Source organism: Prochlorococcus marinus XMU1402 (assembly GCF_017696205.1).
GTDB classification, from domain to species: domain Bacteria; phylum Cyanobacteriota; class Cyanobacteriia; order PCC-6307; family Cyanobiaceae; genus Prochlorococcus_A; species Prochlorococcus_A marinus_AC.
Map to the genome: position 1 here is coordinate 403,957 of NZ_JAAORD010000002.1, position 16,982 is coordinate 420,938.

General features: G+C 32.8%; 17 protein-coding genes and 1 tRNA gene. 7 read left to right on the plus strand and 11 right to left on the minus strand.

What is annotated here, in order from left to right:
* Positions 1-15: 15 nt before the first annotated feature.
* Positions 16-252: a DUF3493 domain-containing protein gene (locus HA141_RS08435; protein ID WP_209118777.1), complete on the minus strand. Its 237-nt coding sequence runs from the start codon at positions 250-252 to the stop codon at positions 16-18.
* A gap of 55 nt (positions 253-307) precedes the next feature.
* Here HA141_RS08435 and HA141_RS08440 point away from each other — a divergent pair.
* The 4 genes from HA141_RS08440 (at position 308) to HA141_RS08455 (ending at position 4,821) form a co-directional block, all read left to right on the plus strand.
* Positions 308-379, plus strand: a tRNA-Thr gene (locus tag HA141_RS08440).
* Between the two features lie 23 nt (positions 380-402).
* Positions 403-1,959 carry an ArnT family glycosyltransferase gene (locus HA141_RS08445; protein ID WP_209118779.1) on the plus strand — a complete coding sequence of 519 codons (1,557 nt, stop codon included), beginning with the start codon at positions 403-405 and terminating at the stop codon, positions 1,957-1,959.
* Between the two features lie 40 nt (positions 1,960-1,999).
* Complete coding sequence (locus HA141_RS08450) at positions 2,000-3,091, plus strand: glycosyltransferase family 2 protein (protein WP_209119220.1); 1,092 nt, start codon at positions 2,000-2,002, stop codon at positions 3,089-3,091.
* 107 nt (positions 3,092-3,198) lie between these two features.
* Positions 3,199-4,821 carry a photosystem II high light acclimation radical SAM protein gene (locus HA141_RS08455; RefSeq protein ID WP_209118781.1) on the plus strand — a complete coding sequence of 541 codons (1,623 nt, stop codon included), beginning with the start codon at positions 3,199-3,201 and terminating at the stop codon, positions 4,819-4,821.
* 12 nt (positions 4,822-4,833) lie between these two features.
* On the opposite strand, the gene clpS is transcribed toward HA141_RS08455, so the two are convergent.
* Positions 4,834-5,151, minus strand: coding sequence for an ATP-dependent Clp protease adapter ClpS (clpS, locus tag HA141_RS08460; protein WP_209118783.1), 318 nt, complete (start codon positions 5,149-5,151; stop codon positions 4,834-4,836).
* A gap of 30 nt (positions 5,152-5,181) precedes the next feature.
* Positions 5,182-6,408 (minus strand): LL-diaminopimelate aminotransferase, encoded by a 1,227-nt coding sequence (locus HA141_RS08465; protein ID WP_209119222.1) that lies wholly within the window; start codon positions 6,406-6,408, stop codon positions 5,182-5,184.
* A 298-nt stretch (positions 6,409-6,706) separates the two neighbouring features.
* Between HA141_RS08465 and HA141_RS08470 the strand changes: the two genes are divergently transcribed.
* Complete coding sequence (locus tag HA141_RS08470) at positions 6,707-8,530, plus strand: Rne/Rng family ribonuclease (protein WP_209118785.1); 1,824 nt, start codon at positions 6,707-6,709, stop codon at positions 8,528-8,530.
* Complete coding sequence (locus tag HA141_RS08475; RefSeq protein ID WP_209118787.1) at positions 8,487-9,104, plus strand: ribonuclease HII; 618 nt, start codon at positions 8,487-8,489, stop codon at positions 9,102-9,104. The genes HA141_RS08470 and HA141_RS08475 overlap by 44 nt, the downstream gene beginning before the upstream one ends.
* Here the strand turns inward: HA141_RS08475 and HA141_RS08480 are convergent.
* The gene (locus HA141_RS08480) at positions 9,090-9,608 is read right to left on the minus strand and encodes a DUF1997 domain-containing protein (protein WP_209118789.1); all 519 of its coding nucleotides are present in this window, start codon (positions 9,606-9,608) and stop codon (positions 9,090-9,092) included. The genes HA141_RS08475 and HA141_RS08480 overlap by 15 nt on opposite strands.
* A gap of 53 nt (positions 9,609-9,661) precedes the next feature.
* On the opposite strand from HA141_RS08480, the gene pheA reads away from it, so the two are divergent.
* A complete protein-coding gene (gene pheA / locus HA141_RS08485) occupies positions 9,662-10,507 on the plus strand; it encodes a prephenate dehydratase (protein WP_209118791.1) in 846 nt (281 codons plus the stop codon).
* Between the two features lies 1 nt (position 10,508).
* On the opposite strand, the gene HA141_RS08490 is transcribed toward pheA, so the two are convergent.
* The 7 genes from HA141_RS08490 to rpsL form a co-directional block, all read right to left on the minus strand.
* On the minus strand, positions 10,509-11,444 hold the full coding sequence (locus HA141_RS08490; RefSeq protein ID WP_209118794.1) for a methyltransferase domain-containing protein: 936 nt from the start codon (positions 11,442-11,444) through the stop codon (positions 10,509-10,511).
* The gene (locus HA141_RS08495) at positions 11,445-12,101 is read right to left on the minus strand and encodes an LON peptidase substrate-binding domain-containing protein (protein ID WP_209118796.1); all 657 of its coding nucleotides are present in this window, start codon (positions 12,099-12,101) and stop codon (positions 11,445-11,447) included.
* A 55-nt stretch (positions 12,102-12,156) separates the two neighbouring features.
* Positions 12,157-12,477: a 30S ribosomal protein S10 gene (gene rpsJ / locus HA141_RS08500; RefSeq protein WP_002807536.1), complete on the minus strand. Its 321-nt coding sequence runs from the start codon at positions 12,475-12,477 to the stop codon at positions 12,157-12,159.
* 103 nt (positions 12,478-12,580) lie between these two features.
* A complete protein-coding gene (gene tuf, locus HA141_RS08505; RefSeq protein ID WP_025923574.1) occupies positions 12,581-13,780 on the minus strand; it encodes an elongation factor Tu in 1,200 nt (399 codons plus the stop codon).
* Between the two features lie 46 nt (positions 13,781-13,826).
* Positions 13,827-15,902, minus strand: coding sequence for an elongation factor G (gene fusA, locus HA141_RS08510; RefSeq protein WP_209118798.1), 2,076 nt, complete (start codon positions 15,900-15,902; stop codon positions 13,827-13,829).
* A gap of 97 nt (positions 15,903-15,999) precedes the next feature.
* The gene (gene rpsG, locus HA141_RS08515) at positions 16,000-16,470 is read right to left on the minus strand and encodes a 30S ribosomal protein S7 (RefSeq protein WP_209118800.1); all 471 of its coding nucleotides are present in this window, start codon (positions 16,468-16,470) and stop codon (positions 16,000-16,002) included.
* Between the two features lie 26 nt (positions 16,471-16,496).
* Positions 16,497-16,871, minus strand: coding sequence for a 30S ribosomal protein S12 (gene rpsL / locus HA141_RS08520; RefSeq protein ID WP_025915119.1), 375 nt, complete (start codon positions 16,869-16,871; stop codon positions 16,497-16,499).
* Positions 16,872-16,982 lie beyond the last annotated feature (111 nt).

Sequence of the window (16,982 nt, forward strand, 5' to 3'; positions counted from 1 at the left end):
TAAATTCTTAAACTTTTAATTTTTATCCTTATCAAGAATTAATAAAGTGGGAAATAGTATACAGGCACAAAGTTGAATTAAAAGATTATTTTGTTGTAATTCACTGCCGCTTGCAATTTTGGAAAGCATAATTAGAAGTCCTAAAAATGCTGAACCACTAAAAGCAATCCATAATATTTTCCTTAATCCCTTAAAAGGAGCTTGAGATTCCTTAAGTAATTTCTTTTTTAATTCAGGATCTATTTTTGACATAAATTCATTCATTTATAATATGAAGTCTATATGAAAATTTAAACATTTTAATTTTGCCGGTATAGCTCAGCGGTAGAGCAACTGTCTCGTAAACAGTAGGTCATTGGTTCAATTCCAATTATCGGCATTTAAAAGCAAAATAAAAAAAGAATGATTAGTAAAATTTTTAAATCTAAATATCTTTTTAAACTATTAATTTTTATCCCTCTAATTATTTATTTTGGCAAAAGAAGTTACATCGCTTTTGATGAAGGATTTTATGCATTACAAGCAAGATGGATACTAGATAAAGGCAACTGGACAATTCCTCTTTGGTGGGATGAATATGTTTTAGATAGGACAATAGGGTTGCAATTTTTAATTGCAAAGTCTCAAGACATCTTTGGAAGAAATATGTTTTCCGCATATCTGCCCACAACAACTGCTGCAATATTGATGCTATTTATAACTTACAAGTTACATGAAGAATTTTTTAATAAAAAATATGCAATTATATCTCCACTCTTACTTGCCACTACATATATATGGTTTGACTACTCACACCTAGCTAGTCAAGACATTATTTTTTCATGTTTGGTTACAATTGGAGTATTTTCCTTAGTCAAAGTAAAAAGTAAAGATAATAAATTTTATATTCTGCTTTTTGGTATTTGGATTGGTTTGTCTTTTATGATGAAAACTTTTCTAGTATGTGTACCTTTATTATCACTTTTACCTTATTTATATAAAAAAAAGAAAATTTTATTTAGTAAGTTCTTTTGGATTGGTCTACTTATTGGATTTGCTCCGTTTTTATTTTGGTCATTATCTATTAACCCTTATTTAGAGAAAAATATTATTTTTTACTTATTCGAAAAGTTTAATATTCTTTCCAATAAAAATACTTTTACAAATCCTATTTATTATTACTTTTGGAATATACCCGTAACATATCTACCATGGAGTATTTTTGGAATCATAGGCATAATACATAATTTGTATGAACGCAAAGAGAATAAATATATACTTGCCTTTTTTCCCTTAATCTTGATTGCAATATTAAGTATTTTTTCTACAAAGACTCCATATTATACTCTACAAATTTCATCTATTTTGACACTAAATTCTTATGTTGGAATTAAATGTTTATTTAATTCTGAAAAATATAAATCTACTTTAATATTTGTATCTTCGAAAATAATTCCATTCTTATTAGTCTCAATTACATTAATTTATTATTTTTTCTTTAAAAATACAAATAACTTTAACTCCAAGGAAAATGCATTTCTAATTCTTGGATTATTATTTTTTGGACTATCGTGGACATTTATAAAACATAAAAACTCATTTAAAGAAATATTAATAACACTCATCATTGGGCCTTACTTACTGACTTCATTCCTTTTACAATCAGGATTATTTACTGATAGATCAAGAGAAATAAGAGAAAAAATGGAATACGTTTCATCCCTTGATGTCGTAAAAAATCGACAAATAAAGGTTGATAAAAGTGGAATAAAAAATCCCAGATCTCAATCAAAAATCATAAAGATTTCTTTATTAACTCCGATATTAGGTGAAAGTTTGGAAAGTATTGATCAGTTAAATAAGTCAGAATTGGCATGGTCCACCGAATTTAAAGATATAAAAAACAATAATTCTGATTATGAAATAATATACGAGAACGATGTTTTACAGCCATGGAAATTAATATTAAAAAAAAAATAATCCATATATACTAAAGTGTCGTTAGCAAACAAATAAAGTGATGAAATCTGTTAATTCTTGGAATTTAACGAATAATAAACTTCATCAATTATTCAAAGAAAATAATGAATTTATTTCAATTAAAGTAAGAGGTAATACTTGGGAGCCAATAACTAGATGGCTGAGATTAGATTCAAGAATTTTTAGAGAAACCACAAGCAAAGCGAGAATAACTTTATGCGATATTGAATCTCTTGCAGAAATTTATAATTATAGGCCTATTAGATGGAAAGCAAAAAAATTAACACCTTTGACAACTAAACTCATTCCAAAATCTTTAAAAAATATTTGTCGTAAACTCCCAATAATTAAGCAACTAGCCTATGAACTAGAAATATTTTTTTATAAATATAATGAAAATATTTCCAACCACTTAATATCAATAGTAATTCCTGCAAGAAATGAGGCTGGTAATAAACAACTTTTAATAAATGCACTTAATAAATTCAAAAAAATACCCAATAAATTAGAAATTATATTTGTTGAAGGAAATAGTACTGATAATACATATGAGATTCTTCAAGAATTAAGAGAAAATTTCTCAGATTCCTTCCAAATATCTCTTTTAAGACAAACTTCTAAAGGAAAGAAGAATGCTGTTGTAGAGGGATTTAATATTTCAACAGGTGAAACCCTTGCCATAATTGATAGTGATTTCACAGTAGATATTGATGATAGTATTGCTGCAATCATGGAATCAACTAAAAATGAAAATATTTTAATTAATTGTGCCCGCACAACTTTCCCAATGGAAAAAGACGCAATGAGATGGGCTAACTATATCGGAAATAGATTATTTGCAATATTTTTATCAATTCTCATAAACAAACCAGTATCAGATTCACTTTGCGGAACAAAAGTTTTTTCTAGAAAATTTTTCAAACTTATGAAACAAAATGGAAGTTGGGATTCCAAATCTGACCCATTTGGAGACTTCACAATAATATTTGAAGCAGCAAACAATAATATTAAAATACTTAATTATCCTGTTAGGTATTATGCTAGAAAATCTGGAGCTCCAAATATATCGAGATGGATTGATGGATTAAAACTTCTTAAGGTTTGTTGGATTTATATGATTTCTGATATTTAAATTGAAATAAATTTACAGAAGAATTTTCAGAAGATTTTTAATTTCACCAAATTAGTAATAAAATAGTTAGATTCTTAATGAAGATAAATTCATTGGAATTTCATCGCATGGAACTTAATTTCGGGTTCAAAAAATTAAATAAAAAAAATTGCCAAAGAAAACAGTATAGAAAAATTCTTACTGTAAGACTTCCATGTAACCCAATATTTCCAATAGGTCCTATTTACCTAGCTGACCACATTCATAAATGTTTTCCAGAAATTGAACAACAATTTATTGATTTAGCAATAGTTCCATCTAATAAAGTTTCCAAATTCTTAGCTAGAAAAATTGATCAATTTAGACCTCATCTAATTATTTTTTCATGGAGAGATATACAAATATATGCTCCAGTTGATGGGAGAAGTGGGAATCCCCTTCAGAACTCTTTTGAGGTTTTTTACTCAAAAAATATCTTAAAAAAAATTAGAGGTTCTTGGGGAGGATTAAAATTGATTGCATCTCATTATGGAGAAATATACAGAAATACTACTTTAGTTAGAAATGGACTTAAAAGAGCGCAAAAATACAACAGAGATGTAAAAGTAATAATAGGAGGTGGAGCTGTTAGTGTTTTCTATGAACAATTAGGGAATCTACTTCCAAAAGGGACTATTATTTCTGTTGGAGAAGGAGAAAATCTTATAGAGAAAATAATTAGGAATGAACCAATAGAGGAAGAAAGATGTTATCTTGCTGGACAAGAACCTCGTAAAAAATTAATACATGAACAACCCTCAGGAACGATTAAAACTGCTTGCAACTATAAATACATCCAATCTATCTGGCCAGAATTTAATTGGTATATAGAAGGTGGAGATTACTATGTAGGGGTACAAACAAAAAGAGGATGCCCGCATAATTGTTGTTTCTGTGTTTATACAGTTGTAGAGGGTAAACAGGTTCGTGTTAATCCTGTTGATGAGGTAATAAAAGAAATGAAGCAATTATATGATCTTGGAGTTCGAGGATTTTGGTTTACTGATGCGCAGTTTATTCCAGCAAAAAAACATATTGAAGATGCAAAAATACTATTGCAAGCTATTAAGGATCAAGGCTGGAAAGACATTAATTGGGCTGCATACATAAGAGCAGATAATATTGATGCTGATCTTGCACAGCTAATGGTGGATACAGGTATGAGTTACTTTGAGATAGGTATCACTTCTGGATCTCAAGAGCTTGTAAGAAAAATGAGATTAGCATATGACCTCGAAACGGTACTAAATAATTGCAGAATGCTTGTCAAATCAGGCTTCAATAATCATGTTTCAGTCAATTATTCATTTAATGTTTTTGATGAAACTCCAAGCACCATAAGACAAACTATTGCTTACCACAGAGAGTTAGAAAATATTTTTGGCAAAGGCTTAGTTGACCCAGCTATCTTCTTCATTGGATTACAACCTCATACTCTCCTTGAGAAGTATGCAATAGATAATAACATTTTGAAACCTGATTATAATCCAATGAGCATGATGCCCTGGACAGCAAGAAAACTTTTATGGAATCCAGGCTCATTAGGGAAAAAACTTGGTCAAGTTTGTTTAGAAGCTTTTGATAATAAAGAAGATGAATTTGGTAAAACAGTTATCAACATACTCGAGAGAGAGTATGGTAAGTCTGCTTTAAAAGAATCCTTAAAAGTTCGTCCTTTATCTGAGAGAAAATTAGCTAATTCAAAACATTAAATTCTACTCTTATTAATCTTCTTTCTCAATTGAACTAGAAATACCTTTTGATTTTAATGATTCTGAATAAAATTCTGCCGGCTCTAGATCACAAACAATTACCAATCCCACACCAGTATTATGAGCCTCTAGCATTATGGAAATAGCATCTTGCTCACTTAATTGCGGTACAACTTCTCTTAGTGAAATGGTGACATACTCCATAGAATTAACTGGATCATTATGAAGTAAAACCTTATATTTAGGGGATTTATTTTTTAATTCGGCAGGTTTCTTTTCAATAACTGCAGAGTTATTACTTACACTTTGTTCTAACTTTATAGGAGCCATTAAAATTTATAATTTAGATAATAATATTAATTATATATTAATTATTCTTTCCATTGCAGCTAAGACATTTGACCGTGAGTTAAATGCTGACAAGCGAAAATAACCCTCTCCTGCTAATCCAAATCCGCTCCCAGGGGTGCCGACGACACTGACTTTTTGAAGAAGAAAATCAAAAAAGTCCCAAGATGTCATTTGATCAGGAACTTTTATCCAGATATACGGAGCATTATCCCCACCGTAAACCTTATATCCTGCAGTATGAAGTTTATTTTTCATAATATTTGCATTTTCCATATAAAAATCTATCAATCCTCTAACTTCTTTTTTTCCTTCAAAAGAATATACAGCCTCTGCTCCTCTCTGAACAATATAACTTACTCCATTGAATTTAGTAGATTGTCTCCTATTCCAAAGAGGCCATAATTCTATTTCCTCATTAGTTGAGCTAAAACCCTTAAGATTTTTAGGTATTACTGTAAAAGCACATCTAACTCCAGTAAATCCTGCATTCTTTGAAAAAGATCTAAATTCAATTGCGCAATCCTTTGCTCCCTCAATCTCATATATTGAATGAGGAAGATCCTCGTCTTTAATGAATGCTTCATAGGCTGCATCAAAAAGTATTAACGATTTGTTTTGAAGTGCATAATCAACCCACCTTTTCAATTCTTCTTTAGTAATGGTTGCTCCAGTAGGATTATTTGGGAAACAAAGATATAAAATATCAACTTTATTTTTAGGTAGTTCTGGCAAAAAGTTATTTTCTTCGTTAATTGCAAGATATGTCAATCCTTGATAGATACCATTTTCGAGAGCATTCCCAGTTCTTCCGGTCATTACATTACTATCAACGTAAACTGGGTAAACAGGGTCTGTAACTGCAATTGAATTGTCACTACCAAGAATATCTAAAATATTGCTACTATCACATTTTGAACCATCTGAAATAAAGATTTCTTCAGGAGAAATTTCACATCCTCTAGAAATAAAGTCATGCTCAGATATTTTTTCTCTGAGCCAAGAATAACCTTGTTCTGGTCCATAACCTCTGAAACCTTCAATTGTTCCCATATCATTTAAAGCTTTACCCATGGCATCTCTGCATGCTTTAGGTAGAGGTTCTGTTACATCCCCTATTCCAAGTTTAATTATGTCAGCCCCCTGATTTACTTGAGAATAAATTCTTACTCTTTTAGTAATTTCAGGAAACAAATAGCCGGCTTTGAGTTTTAAATAATTTTCGTTTACTTGGACCACTTTAGATAAAATTAAACCCATTATTAGGATAATGGATCAACGTGCTTTAGTGGTGATTAAATGTTAACATTATAGTAGTTATGATTAGATCAATAGATAATCATAGCTATGAATTCAATTTCAATACTTTAAAAGTCGTCTAAAACTAATACATAGCAGAATCTAATTGCTATTAATTTTAATTTAAAAGTAAATAATACTAATTTTAAAACTTTAAAAGATTTCTTTCTTAAAAGATAAAAATTTAGATCCTAAGTTTAGATGATTTTCAAAATTCAAAACACTCATAAACAATTATATGTCTCAGCAAATTATCATCGCTGAGCAGGCGCGAATTGCAGCACTACTCACAGATGATCGAGTTGATGAATTAATCGTCGCACAAGGTCAATATCAAATTGGCGATATATTTTTAGGAACAGTTGAAAATGTTCTCCCTGGCATTGATGCAGCTTTCATAGATATTGGTGAAAGTGATAAAAATGGATTCATCCATGTTTCAGATCTAGGTCCATTAAGACTCAAAAAAGGTATTTTGGGGATAACTGAATTACTAGAGCCAAAACAAAAAGTACTAGTTCAGGTAATAAAAGAGCCCACGGGATCCAAAGGGCCTAGACTCTCAGGGAGTATCTCAATACCAGGCAAATACTTGATACTTCAGCCATATGGTCTGGGTGTAAATATTTCCAGAAAAATAAATACAGAAACAGAAAGAAATCGTTTAAAAGCACTTGGAGTTTTAATAAAACCACCCAGCACAGGTTTACTTTTTAGAACAGAGGCGGAACAGATAAAAGAAGAACTTCTTATTGAAGATTTAGAAAACTTAATTCAACAATGGGAAAACATTTTAAAAGTTTCTGAGTCTTCTAGTCCTCCTTATTTAATAAAAAGAGATAATGATTTTTCTCTCAAGATTTTGAGAGATCATATTAAATCATCAACTAAAAATATAATTATCGATAGTAAACTTTCAGTTGAAAGAGCAAAAGATTTTTTAACAAATAATGAATCTAATTTAGATATTAAATTTCACGATAACGATTTAAACCAACATATTTTGGAAAAATACGAAATCAAGAAAGCAATTCAAAAAGCACTTCAACCTAAGGTAGATCTTCCTTCGGGGGGTTATATAATTATTGAGCCAACTGAAGCTCTAACAGTAATTGATGTAAACTCTGGTTCATTTACAAGATCCGCCAACTCACGACAAACTGTTTTGTGGACAAATTGCGAAGCAGCAGTTGAAATCTCAAAACAAATAAAATTAAGAAATATTGGTGGAGTGATTGTTGTAGATTTTATTGATATGGAATCTAGAAGAGATCAATTCCAGTTACTTGAGCATTTTACTTCTGCGATAAAAGATGATTCTGCTAGGCCTCAGATAGCTCAACTTACTGAGTTAGGTTTAGTTGAATTAACCAGAAAAAGACAAGGCCAAAATATATATGAATTATTTGGTAAAAAATGTTCTATTTGCGATGGTACAGGCCATGTAGAAAATATATTGAATTTCGAAATTTTTAATATGAAAATTAAAAATTTTGAAGACAAGCCTAATAAATCAAATATTATAAAACCTGCGGATATTGATACTTCTCAATTAACTGATAAGCAGGAAAAAATAACTGAAAAGGAAATCCTTAATCCCAACAACCAAAATAAGGATGATTCTTATAACAAAAAAGAAAATGATAATAATGATTTGAATACACCTAATCCAAAAGAAAAAAATATAATAACCGTAGACTTGACTGAGGAAGAAAAAATTGTTTTCAGTCAACTAGGTATCAATCCACTGATAAAGTTAGGTAAAGAATATCTCACTAGTAATAATTTTATACGTTTAACAAACGATAATAAAAACGTTAAAGAAAAAACATTAGTTAATAAAAAAACAACAAAAAAGGTAAAAAAAATCTCAAATTCTAAACAATCAGAAGATGTAGAGAGTAATATTCAAACAAATACAAATTCCCAAGATAAACCAACGAAAATACCTAATGAGAACAAACAAGATGAATTTTTAGATAAAAAGAATGAAATTGAATTTGAAGATGAGATAAATAATGCAAGAAAAAAAAGGAGAAGATCTTCAGCAAATATTGAATAAAATATCTGAAGTTGGATTAGATGAAGTTGGAAAGGGAGCAGTTTTTGGTCCAGTTTTTTCAGCAGTAGTAGTGATAACTAAAAAAAATAAAAATATCCTAAAGCAAATTGGAGTAATGGATAGTAAAAAATTAACTCCTAAAAAAAGAAAATTACTTTTGCCAAAAATTTTATTGCTTTCATCAGATTATGGAATTGGGCAATCATCGGTCAGGGAAATAGATAAGCTTGGAATAAGAGATGCAACAGAACTTTCCATGATAAGAGCTTTAAAAAAATTAAAAAAGAAACCAACTGAAATTTTAATTGACGGTCCCTTACGATTAAGACGATGGAACGGCGAGCAAAATAATATTATATCGGGAGACTCCAAATTTATATCAATAGCATCGGCAAGCATATTAGCAAAAGTATCTAGAGACAATCTAATGGAAAGGTTAGAAAAACAATACTCAGGTTACTTTATATTTAAAAATAAAGGTTATGGTACTGTAGAACATCTTTCAATTATTAAAAAAAATGGAATAACTAATCTGCATAGAAAAAGTTTTTTAAAAAAATCAAATCTTATTTGATTCGCACCAATACAAAAAGTCTTTAACTAATTGTTGTTGAACTCTTGACTTTATACCTAGCAAAATCCCATTTAATACAGAATGACCAGTGGATTCCAAAATTTTCTTTGGTATCAATTTCAACAAAGGAGGTTGACTTACAGATACACCTAGAAGCGCCTCGCCCTCTAATCCAATATCAGTTGCTTCCAAATTTGCTTTCAAAATAAGATTAAAGTCATCAATCATCCCCAGACCATCTAAAGTGCTTTCAAGGGCACTCATTCTTAAAATTCCATCTTTATTCTCTACCCCAATTGAAACAACAGGGTTAATATCTAATTGGAAAACCTTAAAACTTGTTACTGTATACTTGTATCTACCTTCTCCTTCAGGCACTAACTTTTTGGAGTCCAGCATTGCTCCAACAACTCTTTCTTCTTCCAAAAGATATTTAGAAAGATATTCTTTATTTCGTGTTACAGAAAGCTTTAATTTCTGTTTGGCATCAAAAGACAACAACATTTTCTATATCCCTCCAATGCTTATTTGAACTCTTTTTTTTCTTACGATTAATCATGCGCAAACAAGTTGCATATTTAGGTCCCAAGGGGACATATGCAGAAAAAGCAGCTCATATACTATCAAAGCTTGCCAATTTTCAGACACCTATATTTGTACCATGTAATGGGTTACATTCGGTCATTAAATCGATAGCCTACAACAATTGTGATGCTGCTGTAGTGCCTATTGAAAACTCTGTTGAAGGGGGAGTTACTGCTACTCTTGATGCACTTTGGAAATTTCCTGATATTTTTATCAATAGAGCGATTGTTTTACCCATAAAACACGCACTAATAAGTGATGGAGACATGTCAGTCATATCCGAAGTATTATCTCATCCTCAAGCATTAGCTCAATGTTCAGAATGGTTATCTGAAAATCTTCCAAATGCGATCCCTCTTCCTACAAATTCAACATCTGAAGCAGTAAATATGGTAAAAGGGAGTAAATTTAGAGCAGCTATTGGTTCAAAATCATTAATTCAAATAGAAGGACTTAAAGAATTAGCATTTCCTATTAACGATGTCACAGGGAATTGCACTAGATTTGTCTTATTGAGTAAAGAATCAAATTATAATTCAGCTAATATTGTCAGTTTTGCTTTCTCATTAATCTCAAATCAACCTGGTGCTTTACTTAAAGCCTTACAACATATTGCAGATTATGGATTTAATATGAGTAAAATTGAGTCAAGGCCCTCAAAAAGAGAGTTAGGAGAATATGTCATTTTTATTGATTTAGAAATTAATAATCAAAATAATATTAAAGATTTTATTGAATTAAAGAATAATCTCAAACCCCTATGTAACCAGTTTGTAGATTTTGGAAATTATTTTTCTGAAAATATTGAGCTAGATTAATTTATCCTCTGCATTTATAAACACCAAATTCCATCAAACCTTTTCTAAATGCCCAGTTCATGAGAAGTATTGTTGGAATCTCTCTGATGGACTTTACTATAGCTAAAGGACCAAGAGACAAAATAACTAAAGGTCTTCGAATACCTTCAATAATAGAGTCGTACCAAGAAGGATTGGTATAAGAATTCCAATTTGCAGAAAAAACTTTTCCTGCACTATTTTTATTAGTTCGAAGTATATTACTGAATTCGTTAATGCTAATAAAATTAGGATGTACCCACTGTTCAAGTAACTGTTTAAGAACTAACTTCTCAATAAAAGATGGGGGATATGCTCTGAGATCTCTTGAGTTCCAATCAGCCAATGCCAGATAACCTCCAGGCCTTAAAGTCCTCAACATTTCATCAGCAAATTTTACTTTATCATTCATATGTGCACCTGCCTCAACACTCCAAACCGCATCAAATGTTCCATCTTGAAATTTTAAATCTAATGCATCCATAACTTGGAAATTGCAATTAAGTGCAGAAGGTGTAAGTTCTCTTGCTCGTTTTACTTGAGCAGGACTAATTGTAATTCCAGTAACATTGAACCCATAATGTTTTGCAAGAATCCTAGAACTTCCGCCTATTCCGCAACCTACATCAAGTATTCTGGAACCTTTAGGCAGTTGGTCTAAACCACTCCACTTGACTAATTTATGAACAAACTGGACTTTAGCCTCTCTAAAATCAATATTTTTATTTCCAGGAGCATAAAAGCCTAAGTGTATATGCTCTCCCCACAATTTCTCAAGTAATTTATCCTCTGTCCAAGCATCATATGCAGTTGCCACTGTACCAGAAGAAATATATTTTCTAGCTTTAAATCTCCAAACAATGAATAAGACTAATATAAAAAAAAATAATAAAAGAACAGGTAATATTAATTCAATCATTTAATTTTCTTTTATGTCAGGAAAACTTTCTTTCAAAGCTGTTCTTGCAGCGAGTTGTTTTCTTGTATGGTCAAGCATTTCATATTCTCTTTGCAAACGAATATAAGTATTTCTTTCTTCAAGAAGTCTTTGCTGTTCCTCAGCAACGGGACCTCCCAAGTGAGCGCCTATCCAAAATGATAATTCCATTGGGTTGTTTGGTAATTTATCGGGCAGATTTTTTTTGGTATTAGTTAATTTACTTGTAAGATTAATTACATCATTAAGTGCTTCTTTGACTAAATCTTTAAGAGAGTCTAATTTTTGAAGATTATCAGTATTGTCATCACTAATCCAACTTACCATCGCTGTACAAAAAGGAGTTGAGCGAACTATTTCTAAAACTTGGAATCTTTGTTGTCCAAGAGTGATAATATTACTTCTCCCATCTTCTGCTGTTTGATGTTTTATTATTTGGGCACAGCAGCCTACACTAGCCATAGTTTTAGAGGTTGGATCCCACTTTATAACCCCAAACATTGAATCAGTCTCTAGAGCAGACTGAAGCATAATTCTATATCTTGATTCAAAAATATGTAGAGGCAATACTTCTTGAGGGAAAAGGACTACTTCTGGCAAAGGAAACAAAGGTAATTCCCTTACTGAGAGCTCTCCCATTTAAACCTCATAAATATATTTTATGTTAGTCAATTAAAGTCGTTTTCGGGAATTCTTACAGTTTAACTTCTATATCTACACCACTAGGAAGATCCAGCTTCATTAAGGCATCAATAGTCTTTGCAGATGGACTATAAATATCGATAATTCTTCGATGGGTTCTTGTTTCAAAATGCTCTCTAGAATCTTTATCAACATGGGGAGACCTAAGAACACAATAAATTTTCCTTTTTGTAGGTAAAGGTATTGGTCCTATTGCTGAAGCAGAGGTAGTATCGGCAGTTTGTATTATTTTATCGCAGGACAAATCAAGCATTCTTCTATCAAATGCTTTTAGTCTTATTCTTATTTTTTGTTGTGCAATTGATGCAGTCATGATTTCAAAATTAACTTTTGATTGAGGGCCATTGGTTGACAATGACCCTAATCCATTTACTTATCTTAGATGATTGAGGTTAAATTATTAAGATTCAAAAATATTATTTGAGAATCTTAGAAACTACTCCAGCCCCAATAGTACGTCCACCTTCACGGATTGCGAATCGCATACCTTGTTCAATAGCAACTGGACAAATTAATTCTCCAGTCATCTTGATTCTGTCACCTGGCATAACCATTTCAACATTAGAGCCATCATCAGAAGTAAATGCTGTGATTTGACCTGTTACATCAGTTGTTCTGATGTAAAACTGAGGTCTATATCCTGCGAAGAAAGGCGTATGTCTGCCTCCCTCTTCTTTTTTGAGGACATAAACTTCACCTTCAAACTGAGTATGAGGAGTAATGGATCCTTTCTTAACAAGGACCATTCCTCTTTCTATATCTTCTTTCTGAACACCACGTAAAAGTAAACCGACGTTATCGCCAGCCATACCTTCATCTAGAAGTTTACGGAACATTTCTACTCCAGTAACAGTTGTCACTCTTGTATCTCTTATTCCAACGATTTCGACTTCTTCTCCAACCTTAACTTTACCTCTCTCAATTCTTCCAGTAGCCACAGTTCCTCTACCAGTAATTGAGAAAACATCTTCTACTGCCATCAAGAATGGTTTATCAACTTCTCTTTCAGGTTCAGGAATACTTGCATCAACTGCTTTCATCAATTCTTCGATTTTTGATTCCCATGTTGAATCTCCTTCGAGAGCTTTTAAACCTGAAACTTGAACTATAGGAATATCATCTCCAGGAAAGTCATAACTGTCTAATAGTTCTCTGATTTCCATTTCAACAAGTTCAATGATTTCTTCATCATCGACCATATCACACTTGTTTAGAGCAACTACTAGAGCAGGAACACCAACCTGTTTAGCTAAAAGAATATGCTCTTTTGTTTGTGCCATAGGACCATCAGTAGCTGCGCAAACTAGAATAGCTCCATCCATTTGAGCTGCCCCAGTAATCATGTTTTTTACATAATCAGCATGTCCTGGGCAATCGACATGAGCGTAATGTCTGCCTTCAGTTTCATATTCGACGTGAGCTGTATTAATTGTAATGCCACGCTCTCTTTCTTCAGGAGCACCATCAATGTCTCCATAGTCTTGAGCTTGGGCTTGACCTTTTTTGGCTAATACATTAGTAATAGCAGCAGTTAGTGTTGTTTTTCCATGATCAACATGGCCAATAGTACCTATGTTGACATGTGGTTTGTTCCTTTCGAACTTCTCGCGAGCCATTTTGAATTAAAGAATCGAGGGTTTAAGAGTTTTTTTGGTTTAGAGATCAGGAGCTGCCCTGATTCTTGGAAATGATAGCTTCAGCAACATTACGAGGAACTTCCTCATAATTTGCGAACTCCATTGAAAATATACCCCGACCTTGAGTCATTGATCGGAGTTGAGTGGCATAACCGAACATTTCGGCTAAGGGCACTTTGGCCTGTACCTTAGACAATCCATCGTCAACAGATTGTCCTTCTACTTGACCTCTTCTAGAAGAGAGATCACCAATTACAGATCCAAGAAAGTCATCAGGACTTTCGACCTCAACTTTCATCATAGGCTCTAGAAGGACAGGGTTGCATTTTTTAACCCCATCTTTAAAAGCCATTGAACCTGCAATTTTGAAGGCCATTTCAGATGAGTCTACATCGTGGAATGAACCATCGACTAGTGTTACTTTTACATCAATTAGTGGATAACCGGCAAGAACACCAGATTCACAGGTTTCTTTCATGCCATTTGATGCAGGACCAATGTACTCTTTCGGTACTGCTCCACCGACAATTTTATTAACAAATTCAAAGCCTTTACCAACTTCAGCAGGTTCCATTTCAATTACTACATGACCATATTGACCTTTTCCTCCAGTTTGTCTTGCATATTTACCTTCACCTTTAGAACTGGACCTAATAGTCTCTCTGTAAGAAACCTGAGGCGCTCCAATATTTGCTTCAACTTTAAATTCTCTTAACATTCTGTCAACAAGAATTTCTAGGTGCAGTTCACCCATACCAGCTATCACTGTTTGATTTGTCTCTGGATCTGTACTGACCCTAAAGGTAGGATCCTCTTCAGACAAAGCAGTTAAAGCTTTTGATAATTTCTCCATATCCCCTTTAGTTTTTGGCTCCACAGCTACTGAAATAACTGGTTCTGGGATAAACAATGTCTCCAAAACTATAGGATCTTCTGTATTACATAAAGTGTCACCAGTTGTTGTGTTCTTAAGACCTAATACAGCACCTAAATCTCCAGCCCTTAGTTCATCCACCTCTTCTCTTTCATCAGCCTTAAGAATTACTAATCTAGAGATTCTCTCTTTGGCGTCTTTAGTAGAATTCATTACATAACTTCCTTTTGAAAGAACCCCCGAATACATCCTTACAAAAGTTAGTTTCCCATAAGGGTCGGACATTACTTTGAAAGCGAGCGCACTGAAAGGAGCATTATCATCTGAAGGTCTTACATCTTCTTTACCACTTGGTAAAACGCCTTGTATTGGTTTCACATCAACTGGAGCTGGCAAGTAATCAACAACAGCATCTAAAACAAGTTGAACCCCTTTATTCTTGAAAGCTGAGCCGCACAATACTGGGACCAATCCATGTTTTAAAACCCCTTCCCTAATTCCTTTTTTTAGTTGTTCTTCAGATAGTTCTCCAGTTTCAAGGAAAATTTCAATTAACTCTTCATCATTTTCTGCAACACTCTCCATTAACTTATTTCTCCATTCAGCAGCTTCATCTTCCATTTCGGATGGAATTGGAGCCTCTTGAATATCAGTGCCTAAATCATTTTTATAAAGATACGCTTTGTTTGCGACTAAATCAATAATGCCTGTAAGGTCACCTTCAGCTCCAATAGGTAGCTGAATTGGGAGTGCATTTGCCTTTAATCGATCTTTAATTTGTTTATTAACCTTTAAGAAATCTGCACCTGTTCTGTCCATTTTGTTAACAAAAACCATTCTTGGAACAGAGTATCTATCTGCTTGACGCCAAACAGTTTCAGATTGAGGCTGAACTCCACCAACTGCACAAAATACAGCTATGACTCCATCAAGGACGCGCATAGATCTTTCCACTTCAATAGTGAAGTCGACGTGTCCGGGAGTATCAATAATATTAATTCTGTGATCTTGCCAACTAGTAGATATTGCAGCAGCAGTAATAGTAATTCCTCTTTCTCTTTCTTGGTCCATCCAATCTGTTACAGCAGCACCATCATGAACCTCTCCTATCTTATGAACTACTCCTGAATAAAATAAGATTCTTTCAGTTGTTGTTGTCTTACCTGCGTCAATATGAGCGGCTATACCTATGTTCCTTACTCGTTCTAGGGGAAAGTCGCGTGCCAATTTTAAAGCTCCAAATAAAATAATTTTTGATAAGTATAGTTCACCCTAAAAGCAAACTTTTATAATAATAAACTACTTAAGTACCTTTTTGATGAAATTAATATCTGTAATGTGCAAAAGCTTTATTGGCTTCAGCCATTTTATGAGTATCTTCTCTTTTCTTAACTGAACTTCCAGTTTCATTTGCTGCATCCATCAACTCGCTAGCAAGTTTTTGGGACATGCTTTTGCCATTCCTTGCACGTGAGAATGTTACGAGCCATCTTAAAGCCATCGCTGTACCCCTTTCTTGGCGAACCTCCATAGGAACTTGATATGTTGCACCACCAACTCTTCTAGCTCTTACCTCGACAAGAGGAGTAGCATTTTTTACGGCTGTTTCAAATAACTCTACTGCATTACTACCTGTTCTCTCGCTTATTATAGAAAAAGCATCAGATAGTATTTTTTGAGCAGTTGATTTTTTACCATGTTTCATCAACCGAGAAATCATCATTGAAGCAAGACGACTATTAAATTGGGGATCTGGAAGAACTGGTCTTTTTACTGCTGCATTTCGACGTGACATTTTTTTAAAGAAGTGATGTTTACAAATTAATCTTTTGGAGCTTTTGCACCATATTTTGATCTGGATTGACGTCTATCTTTGACTCCAGCGGTATCTAAAGTTCCTCTTATTATATGATATCTAACTCCTGGCAAATCTTTAACCCTTCCACCCCTTAGTAGTACTACAGAGTGTTCTTGCAAATTATGACCAATTCCAGGAATATAAGCCGTTACTTCGAAACCAGAAGTTAATCTCACCCTTGCAACTTTTCTTAAAGCTGAATTAGGTTTTTTAGGAGTTGATGTATAAACTCTCGTACATACCCCTCTTCTTTCAGGGCAAGCTTTAAGTGCAGGAGATTTTGTTTTTCTAGTCAGACGTTTTCTTTCTGAACCTATTAATTGTGAGATGGTAGGCATCTATTATATTTAAAAAAAAATAAACATTTAATCATCATAACCTTTTAAGAGCACCAACTAAAAGTTTTTAATGATATTTTTTAAAAAATTTGTGAAATTAAATTTCTTAGG

Bases quoted from the DNA above. Each gene is read 5' to 3' on its own strand.
- HA141_RS08445 (WP_209118779.1), top strand. From the start codon at position 403: ATGATTAGTAAAATTTTTAAATCTAAATATCTTTTTAAACTATTAATT.
- HA141_RS08480 (WP_209118789.1), bottom strand. From the start codon at position 9,608: ATGTTGTTGTCTTTTGATGCCAAACAGAAATTAAAGCTTTCTGTAACA.
- HA141_RS08435 (WP_209118777.1), bottom strand. From the start codon at position 252: ATGTCAAAAATAGATCCTGAATTAAAAAAGAAATTACTTAAGGAATCT.
- clpS (WP_209118783.1), bottom strand. From the start codon at position 5,151: ATGGCTCCTATAAAGTTAGAACAAAGTGTAAGTAATAACTCTGCAGTT.
- HA141_RS08495 (WP_209118796.1), bottom strand. From the start codon at position 12,101: ATGGGAGAGCTCTCAGTAAGGGAATTACCTTTGTTTCCTTTGCCAGAA.
- HA141_RS08450 (WP_209119220.1), top strand. From the start codon at position 2,000: ATGAAATCTGTTAATTCTTGGAATTTAACGAATAATAAACTTCATCAA.
- rpsG (WP_209118800.1), bottom strand. From the start codon at position 16,470: ATGTCACGTCGAAATGCAGCAGTAAAAAGACCAGTTCTTCCAGATCCC.
- tuf (WP_025923574.1), bottom strand. From the start codon at position 13,780: ATGGCTCGCGAGAAGTTCGAAAGGAACAAACCACATGTCAACATAGGT.
- rpsJ (WP_002807536.1), bottom strand. From the start codon at position 12,477: ATGACTGCATCAATTGCACAACAAAAAATAAGAATAAGACTAAAAGCA.
- rpsL (WP_025915119.1), bottom strand. From the start codon at position 16,871: ATGCCTACCATCTCACAATTAATAGGTTCAGAAAGAAAACGTCTGACT.
- HA141_RS08490 (WP_209118794.1), bottom strand. From the start codon at position 11,444: ATGATTGAATTAATATTACCTGTTCTTTTATTATTTTTTTTTATATTA.
- HA141_RS08455 (WP_209118781.1), top strand. From the start codon at position 3,199: ATGGAACTTAATTTCGGGTTCAAAAAATTAAATAAAAAAAATTGCCAA.
- HA141_RS08470 (WP_209118785.1), top strand. From the start codon at position 6,707: ATGTCTCAGCAAATTATCATCGCTGAGCAGGCGCGAATTGCAGCACTA.
- HA141_RS08475 (WP_209118787.1), top strand. From the start codon at position 8,487: ATGCAAGAAAAAAAAGGAGAAGATCTTCAGCAAATATTGAATAAAATA.
- pheA (WP_209118791.1), top strand. From the start codon at position 9,662: ATGCGCAAACAAGTTGCATATTTAGGTCCCAAGGGGACATATGCAGAA.